Genomic DNA, 14,480 nt, shown 5'->3' on the forward strand with positions numbered 1-14,480 from the left:
GTGGTCCGTTCCCGTCGCCGTCACGAGTACAGGGTTCCGGCGTTCACGATCGGAGCGGCGGGCTGGTCGCTGCACAGCACGACCATGAGGTTGCTCACCATCGCCGCCCGACGCTCGTCATCGAGCGTCACGTAGTCGCTCTCGTTCAGACGATCGAGCGCCATCTCCACCATGCCGACTGCGCCCTCGACGATGCGCGAGCGCGCCTGGACGACAGCACCGGCCTGCTGCCGACGCAGCATCGCCTGGGCGATCTCCGGCGCGTAGGCCAGATGGCTGATGCGCACCTCCACGATCTCGATTCCGGCAGGAGCGACCCTGGTCGTCACCTCGTGGGAGAGCTCTGTGGCGACCACGTCCGTCGAGTCACGGAGCGAGATGCCCTCGCCGCCCGACGCATCGTATGGGTAGGCAGTCGCGATCTGCCGCAGCGCGGACTCGGCCTGGACCATGACGAAGTCGAGGTAGTCATCCACCGCGTAGGTCGCCTTGGCCGTGTCGCTGACCTGCCAGACCACGATGGCGGCGAGCTCGACGGGATTGCCGTCCGCATCATTGACGCGCAGCCGCTTCGTCTCGAAGTTGCGGATGCGCACGCTCACCTTGCGGCGCGTCGAGAACGGCACGACCCACGACATTCCCGGCCGGCGAACCGTGCCGACGTATCGCCCGAACAGCTGCACCACCCGGGTCTCGCCCGGCTGCACGATGACGAGCGAGCGCAGCACGAGGATGATCAACAGCACGATCACGACCACCGGGAACACGATGAGCCTCGCCTGCCCTGCGGAGACCAGGGCGATGCCGATGGCCAGCAGCACCGCTATCGCGAGCACACCCCAGCCGCCTCCGACGCAGCGAGCCGAACGTTCCTCGATGTCCACGCGCGCGCCGGAGTGCGTGAACGGCGCCGCGTCCGGGCGCTGCGGGACTGTGTCCATGATGGGGCCTCCGCCGGCCATTCTAAAGTGATATCACTCTGCTCGACATCGGACAGCACTTCGCCTGCCGGCCGGCCGGGGCCGCACGACCGGGAGACGAAACCTGGTACGACGTTCGCCGAAGACCGAGGATCGGCGAGGATGGATGCATCATGACGCTTCGACTGCACGACCCCGATTCCCGCGCCTTCGCCTCCGACAACTACTCGGGCGCGCATCCCGAGATCATCGACGCGATCGTCGCCGCCAACGGCGGCCACCAGATCGCGTACGGCGAGGACGCCTACACCGAGCGCCTGCACGAGGTCTTCGCCGAGCAGTTCGGCGATGGAGTTGAGGTGTACCCGGTGTTCAACGGCACGGGGTCGAACGTGACGGCGCTGCAGTCGATGCTGCCGCGGTGGGGGGCGGTGGTGGCATCCTCGACCGCCCATATCAACACCGACGAGAACGGTGCACCCGAGCGGGTGGGCGGGCTCAAGCTGCTCACCGTCGACACCCCGGACGGCAAGCTCACGCCCGAGCTGATCGACAAGCAGGCGTGGGGCTGGGGCGACGAGCACCGCGCCCAGCCGCTGGCCGTCTCGCTGACGCAGACCACCGAGCTCGGCACCTGCTACACGGTCGACGAGGTCAGCGCCATCGCCGACCACGCGCACTCACTCGGCATGCGCGTGCACATGGACGGTGCCCGCATCGCCAACGCCGCCGCACACCTCGACGTGCCGCTGCGCGCGTTCACCACCGACGCGGGCGTCGACGTTCTCGGCTTCGGCGGCACCAAGAACGGCCTGCTGTTCGGCGAGGCCGTCGTCGTCCTCAACCCTGAGGCCTCGGAAGGCATGACCTACCTGCGCAAGGTCGACATGCAGCTGGCCTCCAAGATGCGGTTCATCTCCGCCCAGCTCATCGCGCTGCTCACCGACGATCTCTGGCTGCGCAGTGCGCGGCATGCCAACGCGATGGCCGCGAAGCTGCGCTCGGCGCTCGAGGATGCCGTCGCCGCCGGTCGCGCCCCCGGCCTCGGCTTCACCCAGGCGACGGAGTCCAACGGCGTCTTCGCCACGCTGCCGAACGCGGCGGCCGACCTCGTCCGCGAGCAATACCGGTTCTACGACTGGGACGCCGCGCGCGGCGAGGTGCGCTGGATGTGCTCGTGGGACACCACGGACGACGACGTCGACGGCTTCGTCGACGCGGTCGTGGCGGCCCTCGCTCGGTAGGGCCGCGGCCGGAGGACCGAGCTCAGCGGCGAACACCGCACACCTGCGAAGACTGACAGGTTCGCCCTCCGGCTCTGGCACCGCTCGCTCGCGGAGTTCTAGCATCCGGTGCTTGTGACGTTCGCGACGATGCGGGCGCGCAGCGAGGATGCCCGATGACTGCAACAGAGACCACAACGACGACCCCGACCCGCCGCGCGAGCGGCCTCGAGGTTCGATCGATCGACTACGTGCCGCAGAACGAGCGGCACGGCAAGGTCTCCCACATCGGACCGCTGTGGTTCATGTGCAACGCCCAGATCGCCACGCTCGCGACCGGGCTGATCAGCATCACCTCCGGCGGCAACCTCATCTGGTCGTTCATCGCCATCGCGCTCGGCATCTGCATCGGCACGTTCTTCATGGCGGCGCACTCGTCGCAGGGTCCGCAGCTCGGGCTGCCGCAGATGATCCAGTCCCGCCCGCAGTTCGGCTACGTCGGCGCGCTGCTCGTGTGGCTGTTCGCGTACATCCAGTACGCGGGCTTCAACATCTTCAACTCCGTGCTCGGCGGCGAGGCCATCGGCGGCGCGATCAGCACGAAGCAGGCATCCAACCCGCTCTGGATCTGGGTGGTCACCATCGTCGCGGTCGTGATCGCGCTCGTGGGGTACGACCTCATCCACAGCTTCGAGCGGTACCTGACATACCTCACGGTGCTCGTCCTCGCCCTCGTGTCGCTCTCCGCGGTCATCCACCTGCACATCCCCGCCTCGCAGTTCGACCTCGGCCACTTCAGCCCCGTCGCGTTCTTCGGCCAGCTCGGCGTGGCCGCCGGCTACCAGATCTCCTGGGCCATCTACGTCTCGGACTACTCGCGCTACCTGCCTGCGAACACGAAGACCAGCAGCACTTTCAACGTGACGTTCTGGGGCAGCGTGCTCGGCGGCATGTGGATGATGTTCCTCGGCTCGTGGATCGCCGTGTCGGCCAAGGACATCGGCACGAACACGGTCGTCGACATCAAGGCGGTGGCGGATGCCCTGTTCCCCGGCTTCGGCGTGATCGCTCTGATCGTGTTCGGCATCGGGCTCATCTCGGTGACCGCGCTGAACATGTACGGCGGCTCGCTGACGCTGATCTCCTCGATCGACAGCTTCGTGAAGGTGAAGCCGACCCTGAGCATCCGGGTCATCACCCTCGTCGTCACGGCAGCGCTCTCGCTGGGCTTCGCACTCTTCGCGACGGCGGACTTCCTGGGCGACTTCAACGACTTCCTGCTGCTGATCCTCTACCTGTTCATTCCGTGGACGGCCGTCAACCTCACCGACTTCTTCATCGTGCGGCGAGGCCACTACGCCATCGCGGAGATCTTCAAACCGAACGGCATCTACAAGCGCTGGGGCTGGGCCGGCATCGGCGCCTACCTGCTCGGGTTCGCGGCGATGGTGCCGTTCTTCAACGTGGCCGGCGTCTACACCGGACCGGCGGCGCACGCCCTCGGCGGAGTGGACATCTCGCTGTTCATCGGCCTTCCGGTCGCCGCGATCGCGTACTGGCTGTTCACCCGCAGGGTGGACGTCGCCGCCGAGCAGGAGCTCGCCAGGCAGCAGGCGCTCGAGATCGAGGAGGCGGCCGCCGCGCACGAACTGCCGTAGGACCTCGGCCGCCAACCGCTGCGAACCGGCGAGTCGCTGAGGGGACGACCCACCGAACCGGCAGGTCTCCGAACTGGCGAGGCCCTGAACTGACAACCGGAGAAAGCGACGAATACCGGAGAAAACCTCCGGCGCTCGTATCGAGAGCGCGAGCATTCCGGTTCTCGGAACGGTGCCGCGATGCGCGGGCCTGCGCCGGCCCGTGCGGGAGGCTCAGCCCTCGGGCTCCTGGATGCCCGGCGGCGGCTTGGTGACATCGCTCTCGTGGTGTGGGGCGGTCTCGGTGTGGCCGTGCTCATCAACCGGGGCAGCGCGATCGTGCGAGTGCAGCATGGCCGTGATCATCGAGTTGGCGACGGCCAGGAACGGCACGGCGAAGAGCGCACCAGGCACACCCGCCAGCCCTGTGCCTGCCGCCACGCCCACCACGACGGCCAGCGGGTGCACCTTCACGGCACCGCCGACGAGCAACGGCTGCAGCACGTGCGCCTCGAGAAGGTGCACCCCGAGCACGCCTGCCAGCATGATGATCGCCTGAACGGGGCCCCCGAACACCAGGGCGATGGCGACCGCGACGATGCCCGACACGATCGCGCCGATCACCGGGATGAACGAGGCGATGAGCACGATCACGGCGATCGGCACGGCGAGGGGCAGCCCGAGGAAGAACGCGACGAGACCGATGCCGACGCCGTTGACGAGTGCGACCACGATCTGCACCCGCACGAAACTCGTCAACGTCGTCCAGCCTGCGGTGCCCGCTGCGCTGAGCCCGGGGTGCGCGGCCTTCGGGAAGAGGCGCACGATCCAGCGCCAGATGCCGACGCCGTCGATGAGCATGAAGATGGTGGCGAACAGCGCGATCAGGGCTCCCGTGAGCACGTGGCCGGTCGCCGCTCCCACCTTGAGGGCACCGCCGAGGATGCTCGAGGCATCCTTCTGCAGAAAAGCGGTGAGGTCTTTCAGGTAGTTCGCGAGGTCGCGATCGCTCACGCCGAACGGAGGCTGTCGAAGCACCTCGCGGGCGCGGTCGTAAGCCGCCTCGCCCTCCCGTTGGAGCTGCGGGATGCCGGCGCGCACCTGCCACACGACCAGCAGCACGAGCGCCCCGACGATGACGGCGAGCGCCAGCAGACACACGACGATCGCCAGCCACTTCGGCCAACGACGGCGGGTCAGCGCCCCCACGCTGGGCTGCACCAGCGCGCACACCAGGAGCGCCACCAGCAGCGGCACCACGACGTCTTGGAACACGACGACGAGGTAGACGACCACCCCGGCGAGCGCGACGATGACGAGCAGCCGCCATGCCCACTCCGAGGCCGTGCGCACACCGCGCGGCAACCCCGCGTCGCTCCGCCGGTCGACGTCGTTGCGGTCGAATTCACTCATCCGATGAACGATACGGAACGAATCCCCGCGGAGACAGGGGTTTCCTTTTCGGCGAGTCTCGTCACCTACGGGAGTCCACCCATGCTCCGGCATGCGTCTGCCGTGTCGGACACTCTCGGCGACCGGCCTCGCTGCGTGCACTGCCGTCGCCCGGGCACGCAGCGTCCGGGATCTCGGACGGAGTCGGCGTCGCGAGCCAGCGATGTCCGAGGCATCCGCGCACACTGGAATCGTGGCCGTCTATGTGTCAGCGCTGGAGCTGTTCTCGATCGGAATCGGACCGTCGAGCTCGCACACGGTCGGCCCCATGCGCGCCGCCGAACGGTTCGCGACGGCGCTCGGCGATGCGGGCATCCTGCCCGACGTCACGCACGTGAGCTGCGTGCTGTACGGGTCGCTCGCCGCCACCGGCGTGGGGCACGGAACCCCTGATGCCGTGGTCGCGGGTCTCGCGGGTCAGCACCCTGAGACGTGCGACCCGCAGCTCGTGCACGGCGCGTGGGCGCGCGCGGCGGAGCACGGCTCGCTGACGCTGGCCGGCGGGCCGACCGTGCGATTCGAGGCATCGGACATCACGTTCGAGCCACGCACACGCCTGCCGGAGCACCCGAACGCGCTCGTGCTGCGGGCCTGGACCGGCGCCGCGGAAGAGGCTGGTTCCACAACGCCGAATGAGGATGCCCTCGGCGAGCCCGCCTTCGAGCAGACGTGGCTCTCCGTAGGAGGCGGATTCGTGCGGATGCTCGGCGAGCCCGCCTCAGCCGCCACGCCCGCCATCGACTCCGACTGGGCGTTCGACAACGCCGTCGGGCTGCTGGCGCTGTGCGCGGAGAACGACGTCGGCGTCTGCGACGTCGCCTGGCGCTCCGAGCTCGCCGCGCGAAGCGAGCAGGACGTGCTCGACGGTCTGGATGCCATCTGGCGGTCCATGCACGCCTGCATCGAGCGCGGGTTGCGTCCCGGCACGCGCGAGCTGCCTGGCGGCCTGCACGTTCCCCGTCGCGCGGGTGCGATGCGCGAGCGTCTCGAGGCGTGCGGTCCCGATCAGCCCGACCTGCCGGGCGAGTGGATGCGCGCGTTCGCGCTGGCGGTCAACGAGGAGAACGCGGCGGGCGGCAGAGTGGTGACGGCGCCGACGAACGGGGCTGCCGGCATCCTGCCCGCGGTGCTCGAGTACCACCTGCGCTTCAACACGAAGGCGAAGCAGGAGGACACGCGAACGTTCCTGCTCACGGCGGCGGCGATGGGGAGCATCCTCAAGGCCAACGCGTCGATCTCGGGCGCTGAGGGCGGATGCCAGGCCGAGGTCGGCTCGGCGTGCGCGATGGCCGCGGCCGGGCTCTGCGCGGTGCTCGGCGGCACGCCCGCCCAGGTGGAGAACGCGGCCGAGATCGCCGTCGAGCACCACCTCGGGCTCACGTGCGACCCGGTGGGCGGGTTGGTGCAGATTCCGTGCATCGAGCGCAACGCGATCGCGGCATCCACCGCTGTGTCGGCGGCGCGGCTGGCGCTCGGCGGGGACGGGCACCACATCGTGCCGCTCGACGTGGCCATCGAGACGATGCGGCAGACGGGCGCCGACATGAGCGATCGCTACAAGGAGACCAGCGCCGCCGGCCTTGCCGTCAACGTCATCGAGTGCTGAGCAGCCACACTGCCTCCCCTGCGCCGAAAGTGCCAGTTCCCAGCGCCGAGAGTGCTGGTTTCCGATGCCGAAAGCGTTGGTTCCGAACGTCGAACGTGCTGGTTCCCAGCGCCGAGCGTGTTGGTTCCCAGCGCCGAGCGTGCGACTTCCCCACCACCACACGCGATACCCCCGGCGTGAATACCGGAGAACGCACCGGAGACCGGAGCTTTCCGCCGGTTCACGTGCCGAGAGCGCGAACACTCCGGTTTTCACGCCGGAGCGGGCCGGGGTGCGCCGGGACGAAATGCTGGGGTGAGGCGTGGGGCGGCGGGCCAGGGCTAGCGGATGCCGCCGGTGGCGAGCGCGAGCATCCGCTTCAGGTCCGCGTCGGAGTCGCCTCGGCGTTGGGATGCCCACGCCACGGAGGAGACGAGCGCGAACAGGTCGCGGTAGTCGACGTCATGGCGGATGACGCCGGCCTTCTTCGCGCGGTCCACCAGCACCGAGGTGGTGTTCGTCAGCGGGCGGCACGAGTTGCGCAGGGGCGAGTCGTCGACGCGGAATGCCTCCGCGATCGACTCCGGCAGGTTGTCGTAGGTGCGAAGGTGTTCGGCGAGCGCGAGCATCCAGTCGTCGAGGGCTGCGCCGGGGTCGTCGGATGCCGTGAGCGACTCGGACAGTCCCGCCAGCTTGTCGAGGCTGCCGCCGAGCGCCGCGGCGATGAGGCCGTCACGCGTGGGGAAGTGCCGGTAGAGCGTGCCAGGACCGACGCCGGCCCGGCAGGCGATGTCGTCGAGGGAGGTGAGCACGCCGCGTTCGGCGAAGGCGTCGGAGGCGACCTGCACGATCCGGTCGTAGTTGCGTTGCGCGTCGGCCCTCATCGGCCGGGACGCTGTCGCCGTGGCGGTGCCCATTGATCCTTCTTCTCGAGGACTCTCATCGCGAGAGTCCGCTTGCTCGATGTGTGTGCGCTTCGTTCGCTCCCGGCTGTTCGCCAGGGACGAACAACACCGTCGTTGACAAAGCGGAGACACTCTCCGTATTGTCGTAATCACTAACGGAGAGCTCCTCCGGATTTCCACGATACGACACACCGCCCGGAAACGCACCGCTCATCTCGCGTTCACCGGCGGCGCTTCGCTGACGGCGGAAGCTCCCGGATCTCCCGCAGTGACCGCAGAAGACGCTCCAGCACGAGCAGAACAGGGGACGCGCCAGACATGGCCGACACCGCACTCCTCCCACCCACCGACGGCATCCGCTTGCCCGACCGCGACCGTACCCGTCGCACCGGCGGCGCGTCACGCGCCGACGCCTCCGCGGGTGCCGTCCGCACCGCCGCCACGGGCATCCCGACGGATGCCGCACCCACCCGATTTCGCATGCTCGGCCTCGTCGTCGTGTTCGTCACGCAGCTCATGCTCGTGGTCGACGCGAGCATCGTGAACGTGGCGCTGCCCGACATCCAGAAATCACTCGGCTTCACGCCCGTCGGGCTCTCCTGGGTCGTGACCGCGTACGCGCTCGCGTTCGCGGGACTCATGCTGCTCAGCGGCAAGGTCGGCTCGATGATCGGCGCCAAGCGGGCGCTCATCATCGGAACGATCGTGTTCATCGTGGCATCCGCTGCCGGCGGCCTCGCGCCGAGCGCCGCCGTGCTCGTGATCGCCCGCATCGTGCAGGGCATCGGTGCGGCGATCGCGGCGCCGAGCACGCTCGTGCTGCTGATGGCCAACACCACGCCGGGCAAGCAGCGCAGCCGCGCGCTCGCGCTGTTCATGCTCGCGGCCGGCAGCGGAGGCGCGATCGGGCTGATCCTCGGCGGCGTGCTCACCACCGGATTCGGCTGGGAGTGGGTGATGTTCGTGAACGTGCCGGTGGGCATCCTCATCGTCGTCGGCGCGCTGTTGTTCCTGCGCGAGACCGACCGCGAGCGTGCTCGACTCGACTTCGGCGGCGCCGTCGCGTCGACGCTCGGCATGGTCTCGCTCATCTTCGGGTTCACCACAGCGGCGAGCGCGGGCTGGACCGACCCCGTCGCGCTCGTCTCGTTCGGCGTGGCCGTCGTGTCGCTCGTCGCACTCGTGCTGATCGAGCGCAGGCACCACAGCCCCGTCGTGCCACTGCGCCTGTTCAGCGGCCCGCGCAACGTGGCGCCGCTGGTCGCCATGCTGCTGGTGCCCGCCGGCATGTTCGCGTTCTTCTACTTCATCACGCTGTTCACCCAGCAGGTGCTGCACTTCACGCCCCTCGAGACCGGTCTCGGCCTGCTGCCGTTCGTGGTCACCATGGTGACCGTCAGCCAGCTCGTTCCGCGGTTCCTGCCGCGGATCGGCGAGTGGATGGTCGGCGCGGCAGGGCTCTTCCTGCTCGCGGGCGGGCTGCTGTGGCTGAGCAGGCTGAACGAGCACGACTCGTTCGTGACGGGCATCCTCGGTCCGCTCGTCGTGATGGGACTCGGCGCCGGCATGACATTCGCACCGATCACCGCGGTGGCCATGGACAGGGCGCCGGAGGAGCACGTGAGCGCGGCATCCAGCGTGCTGCAGACCATGCAGCAGCTCGGCGGTTCGATCGGCGTCGCCGCGCTGACCACGGTGTTCGTGTCGGTGAGCGCGACGAGTGGCGAGACCGGCGGCGTGGCGGCGGCCGTGCTCGGCGGTGCGACGTTCGTCTTCATCGGGTTCGTGCTCTTCGCCGTGTGGGGCAGTCGCGTGGCCGCCGACCGAGAGGATGCCGCGGCACCGGTCGCGCACTGAGCGCACCCGCCATCCGTTGCTCCGCTGTCCCGTTGTGCCGCATCACCTCCACGAAGGCGGCACGACGGGACAGCGGAGCTGGCGGTGGGGCGCGCGGGAATGCATCCACAGGCACATGTGTTTGCATGGAGGTTGGCAGCGTCGCCGAGTTCATCCGCCCGAGGACGCACCGCGATCACGGGATGCAGCGACCTGCGGATGCCGGCCCACGGCATCCACTCATGGCGTCATCCACTCCGCACCACGGCTCGCCCTCACGTATCACCTGAGGAGTCCCGTGTCTCTGACGCTCGCGTCCGACCGTGCCGCCGAAACCAGCACCCCCATTCACCCCGTTCTCGCCGAACGCTTCAGCCCTCGGGCCTACGACACGAGCGAGCCGATCGATGAGACGAAGCTGACCGCGGCTCTCGAGGCCGCGCGCTGGTCGCCGTCGGCCGCGAACACGCAGCCGTGGCGCTTCATCGTCGCCAGGCGCGGCACCCCCGAGTTCGACGCCATCACCGCGAACCTCATGGGCTTCAACCAGTTCTGGGCTGTCAACGCCGGCGCGCTCATCGTGGGTCTGACCCGCCGGGTGGATGCCGAGGGCAAGCCCATGCGCTGGGCCCAGTACGACCTCGGTCAGGCGCTCGCGCACTTCAGCGTGCAGGCGCACCACGACGGCCTGCACGTGCACCAGATGGGCGGCGTTCTCGTCGACGATCTGCGCTCGGCGTTCGACGTGAGCGACGACTTCGAGATCCTCAGCGTCACTGCGGTGGGCGTGCTCGGCGACGTGGACGACCTGCCCGAGAACACGCGCGAGCGCGAGCGCGCCCCGCGTCAGCGCCTCCCGCTTGACGAGCTGCTCCTCGTCAACGCGTAGCGCTGCGCGACAGCACCCCGCGAGAAGTCAGAAAATGCGGCCCGGGTTCGTCCCGGGCCGCATTTTTCTGACTTTTCGACCTACTTCTGAGAGGCGCGCCGGCGCACGCCGCGCGCCGCGAGCACTGCGGCCCCGAGCAGAACGACGATGGCGGCGAGGATGCCGGTGCCCACGGCATCCTCAGGCAGCCCGGTGTCTGCGACTGTGGAACCGCTGACCCCGTTGCCGGTCGCACCCGATGATGAACCCGTGCCGCTTCCCGAACCCGAGCTCGCCGGCGTCACGATCGTCTGTGCGGAGAGGAAGGCGTCCGCGCCAGAGGCGTCGATGCCCGCCGCCACGATGGTGTGAGTTCCGCTGGTGCCTGCCGGAATCGTGATGCTCGCGGTGAATGCGCCGGAGGCGTCGGCGGTCGCCGTTCCCAGAGACTGCGGCGTCGAGTAGAAGCCGAGCGTCACCGGCGCGAACGGAGCGAACCCGTCACCCGAGACGGTGATCACCTGCAGCGGCGTGACGTGGGCGGGAACACCGTTCAGGTGACCTGCGGTCAACGGCGGCAGGAGGGGCAGCGGAACGGCCGCAGCGTTCGCGACCGTGATGTCGAGCGACTGAACGGCGTCGGCGCCGACACCGTTCGATGCCCTGATCGTCACGTCGAAGGTGCCGGCGGCATCCGTCGTGCTGCCCTGCAGAGTCGCGGTTCCGTCACCGTTGTCGACGAACGTCAGTCCTGTCGGCAGAGTTCCCGACGACGCGAGTGTCGGCACCGGGTACGCGTGGGCGGTGGTGATGGTCACCGTCTGCGTCACCCCGCGGGTGAAGGTCACTGCTGCAGCGCTCGTGATGGCCGGCGCCTCGTCGACCGTCAGAGTGAAGTTCTGTGCAACGTCGACATCGCCGCCGATCGTGGTGATGGTCACCGGATAGACACCGCCTGTTCCGGCCGCCGGAGTCCCGGAGAAGAGGCCGGAGCCCGAGGGTCCGCTCGTGAACGTGACACCGTCGGGCAGCGCTCCGTCGACTTTGAGCCCTGTCGGCACCGGGTACCCTCCCGACGTCGTCACCGGCAGCGCGAACGCCGTGCCGACGGTTGCGGTCGCGGTGTCCGGACTGCTGAACGCGGGCGACTCGTCGACGGTGAGCGTGAAGTTCTGTGTGACGTCCGCGCCGAAGCTGTTGGTCGCGTGCAGCACGAAGCCGTACGTGCCGCCCGAGCCCGCAGGAGGCTCACCGCTGAGCGTGCTGCCGCTCAGCGACAACCATGAGGGCTGTCCGGTCACGGAGAGCGTGGGAGCGGGATGCCCGTCAACCGTCACCGCGAACGTCTGCGCTCCGTCTCCGACCGTGAAGGTGGCCGCATTCGCGCTCGTGAACGTGGGTGCCGTTCCGACCGCCAGGGTCGCCGCCGATGTGGTCGCGGTTCCCGCCGCATTGGTGAAGATGGCGCGATATTCGTTGCCGTCGTCGGACAGCCCGGGCGTGAGCGTGTAGGAGTCGCTCGTCGCACCGGAGACGTCGGTGAACGTGGCTCCATCGGTCGAAACCTGCCACTGCACGGACGGTGCGGGGAAGCCGCTCGCCCCTGCCGTGAACGTGACGGCCGTGCCGGGGTTGACCGCCGCGTTCGCCGGCTGCAGCGTGACGACCGGAGCCTCGTTCACCGTGAGAGTGAACGGCTGCGTCGCAGGAGTCCCGAACCCGTTGGATGCCGTGAGCGTGAACAGGTAGACCCCACCAGATCCGGCGGGTGGAGTGCCGACAAGCTCATCGGACGCGTTCAGCGTGAGCCACGCGGGCGCGCCGCTGCCGACCGAGATCGTCGGAGCCGGCGATCCGGATGCCGCCACCGCGAACGAGCCGGGCTGTCCTACGGTGAAGGTCGCGGCGTCGCCACTGGTGAAGACGGGCGCGGCGCCGACGTGCAGGGTCGCCGCGGTGGTCGTCGCAGATCCGGTCGAGTTGGTGAACACGGCGCGCACGAGCGTTCCGTCGTCCGCCAGCGTCACGGGCAACGACAGTGTCGTGTCGTTCGCACCCGAGATGGCCGTGTACGTGCCGCCGTGGTCTGTTGATCGCTGCCACTGCACGGTCGGCGTCGGATAGCCGGTGGCCGCCGCGGTGAAGGTGACGGTGGTGCCCGCGAGTGCGGTGTTCACGTCACTCGGGTTCTGCGTGACCACCGGGACGGCGGTGACGGTGAGGGTGAACGGCTGCGAGGCATCCGGTGACACCCCGTTGGCCGCCGACAGCGTGAACGTGTACGGCCCCGTGGCCCCGCTCGGAACGCTGCCGACCAAGGACCCGCCGCTCAGCGACACCCACGACGGCGCCCCCGAGATCGAGACGGTCGGCGTGGGCGTTCCCGACACCGTCACGGGGAACGCCAGGGTGCCCCCGGAGGCGACCGAGGTGGATGCCGCACTCGTGAACTCGGGCGGCTTGGCCTGCCCGACGGTGACGGGAACGTGCGCGTTGTCGAACGTCGCCGTGATCTGCGCCGACCCCGATGCCGGCACCGTGAAGGTGGTGCCCGCCGCGCCCGACGCGAGATTGCTGGAACTCGGGCTCACGGAACCGCCGCCGCTGGTCACTGCCCAGGTGACGGGGAGCCCTTCGAACGCACCGAGCGACGCGGCCGGAATCGCCGTCGCGCCGGAGTCGGACAGCAGATCGGCCGTGAGCACACTCGTCGTGGCCGGCGCAGCGACAACGGACGGGTTCGCGGTGACGCGCAGCTGGAGCGACGGAGAGGCCGTGGAGAATCCGGACTGCGTGTCGCAACCGGCGGCGCCAGGACCGCCGTTGCATCCCCACCAGTTGTCGGTGATGCTGCCCGACCCGGCAGCCGACGTGACGGCGGCCGAGCCCGAGTTGCCCGTGATGCGATCGTCGTGAGCCTGGAGCGACGCGCTGGACTCGACCGACACGGCGGCGCCCTCGGCATTCGAGCCTGCCACCTGGTTGCCGGTGAAGGTGGATGCCGTCACCGAAGCAGATCCCACATCCACCCTGATCGCGCCCCCGCGTCCGCCTACCGCTGAGCCCTTCGACACGTTGTCGGTGAACGTTGATGCGGTGACAGTCGCCGCGGGTGACGCGCCGCGCCCCGTGACGTAGAGGGCCCCGCCGCCCAGTGCCGCGGCATCCGTCGTCGCAGCCCCCGTCGTGTTTCCGCTGAACGTGGAGCCTGAGACCGTGAGGTTCTGCGGTCCTCCCGCCGCCGCGACGAATGCGACGGCACCACCGGAGCTGCCGTTCGCCGAGTTCGCCGTGAACGAGCTGTCGGAGATGCTCAGCGATCCGCCACCGAAGAAGATGGCACCGCCGATGACCGTCGTGTTCGGCGTTCCGGTGTTCGCGACGTTGTTGTCGAACGTGCTGTCGTGGACCGTCAACGAATCGTCGGCCGCGAGGCCCCCCGAACCGCCGATGATCGCACCACCGCCGCCGAGCGCCGGATCGTTCGCCGCACCGTTCTCGAACCCGATGCCGTCGACGGTCACAGCCACACCGCCCGCGAGCGAGGGGTCGAGCGTCATGATCTGGGTCGTGCCGCCGCCATCGATCACGGCGCCGCTGCCCTGCACGGTGATGTCTGCACCCGACTGCGTGCCGACGTTCAGAGTGCCGTGGGAGAGCGCATACGTTCCAGCCGGCACCTCGACGGTGACTGCGCCGCCCATGTTGTTCGCGACGCAGAGCGCCATACGCAGGCTGACCGATCCAGACGGCACGCTGCTGCCGCACGAGGAGACCGCTTCATCGCTCGTCGTCGAGACGGTGATCGTCGTGGCCGCATGCGCCGCCGGCATCGTGAGCAGCGATGCAGCGAGCACCATCGCCGAAGCGACCGCCGCTGCGGCGACCCGTATGGCGGGTCTCGCGAAGGGGGAAACGTTCGAGCGCTCCATGGCACGTCACTCTCTGCCGGTGATGCCTGATACACGCATGCCGAACCGAAGCTTCCGACGTCCCGACACGCCGCCTCCCATGTTCCCAGCCGAAGGCGTCACCTGAACACCGCGGCATCAGC

At 69.0% G+C, this 14,480-nt stretch carries 10 protein-coding genes; 6 read left to right on the plus strand and 4 right to left on the minus strand.

Translation table 11 applies throughout. The features are described 5' to 3' along the window. Positions 1-20 precede the first annotated feature (20 nt). Positions 21-941, minus strand: coding sequence for an SPFH domain-containing protein (locus FPZ11_RS11505; RefSeq protein WP_246846221.1), 921 nt, complete (start codon positions 939-941; stop codon positions 21-23). A gap of 152 nt (positions 942-1,093) precedes the next feature. Here FPZ11_RS11505 and FPZ11_RS11510 point away from each other — a divergent pair, with 152 nt between their 5' ends. After that, entirely contained in the window at positions 1,094-2,164 is a 1,071-nt protein-coding gene (locus FPZ11_RS11510) for a threonine aldolase family protein (protein ID WP_146321049.1), read from the plus strand. Positions 2,165-2,319: 155 nt separating this feature from the next. Further along, entirely contained in the window at positions 2,320-3,801 is a 1,482-nt protein-coding gene (locus FPZ11_RS11515) for a purine-cytosine permease family protein (RefSeq protein ID WP_146321051.1), read from the plus strand. A 213-nt stretch (positions 3,802-4,014) separates the two neighbouring features. Here the strand turns inward: FPZ11_RS11515 and FPZ11_RS11520 are convergent, their stop codons facing one another. Continuing rightward, positions 4,015-5,193: an AI-2E family transporter gene (locus tag FPZ11_RS11520; RefSeq protein WP_168203809.1), complete on the minus strand. Its 1,179-nt coding sequence runs from the start codon at positions 5,191-5,193 to the stop codon at positions 4,015-4,017. Positions 5,194-5,425: 232 nt separating this feature from the next. On the opposite strand from FPZ11_RS11520, the gene FPZ11_RS11525 reads away from it, so the two are divergent. After that, the gene (locus tag FPZ11_RS11525) at positions 5,426-6,838 is read left to right on the plus strand and encodes an L-serine ammonia-lyase (protein WP_146321055.1); all 1,413 of its coding nucleotides are present in this window, start codon (positions 5,426-5,428) and stop codon (positions 6,836-6,838) included. A 320-nt stretch (positions 6,839-7,158) separates the two neighbouring features. Here the strand turns inward: FPZ11_RS11525 and FPZ11_RS11530 are convergent, their stop codons facing one another. Next, entirely contained in the window at positions 7,159-7,734 is a 576-nt protein-coding gene (locus tag FPZ11_RS11530) for a TetR/AcrR family transcriptional regulator (RefSeq protein WP_146321057.1), read from the minus strand. A 306-nt stretch (positions 7,735-8,040) separates the two neighbouring features. On the opposite strand from FPZ11_RS11530, the gene FPZ11_RS11535 reads away from it, so the two are divergent. After that, positions 8,041-9,579: a DHA2 family efflux MFS transporter permease subunit gene (locus FPZ11_RS11535; RefSeq protein ID WP_146321059.1), complete on the plus strand. Its 1,539-nt coding sequence runs from the start codon at positions 8,041-8,043 to the stop codon at positions 9,577-9,579. Positions 9,580-9,856: 277 nt separating this feature from the next. After that, positions 9,857-10,447: a nitroreductase family protein gene (locus tag FPZ11_RS11540; protein ID WP_146321061.1), complete on the plus strand. Its 591-nt coding sequence runs from the start codon at positions 9,857-9,859 to the stop codon at positions 10,445-10,447. An 80-nt stretch (positions 10,448-10,527) separates the two neighbouring features. Here FPZ11_RS11540 and FPZ11_RS11545 read toward each other — a convergent pair whose 3' ends face one another. Further along, entirely contained in the window at positions 10,528-14,130 is a 3,603-nt protein-coding gene (locus tag FPZ11_RS11545; RefSeq protein ID WP_146321063.1) for a beta strand repeat-containing protein, read from the minus strand. On the opposite strand from FPZ11_RS11545, the gene FPZ11_RS11550 reads away from it, so the two are divergent. Continuing rightward, complete coding sequence (locus tag FPZ11_RS11550) at positions 14,129-14,464, plus strand: hypothetical protein (RefSeq protein WP_146321065.1); 336 nt, start codon at positions 14,129-14,131, stop codon at positions 14,462-14,464. The two genes, FPZ11_RS11545 and FPZ11_RS11550, sit on opposite strands and share 2 nt — an antisense overlap. The last annotated feature ends 16 nt before the right edge of the window (positions 14,465-14,480 follow it).

This window comes from Humibacter ginsenosidimutans (assembly GCF_007859675.1).
GTDB lineage: Bacteria > Actinomycetota > Actinomycetes > Actinomycetales > Microbacteriaceae > Humibacter > Humibacter ginsenosidimutans.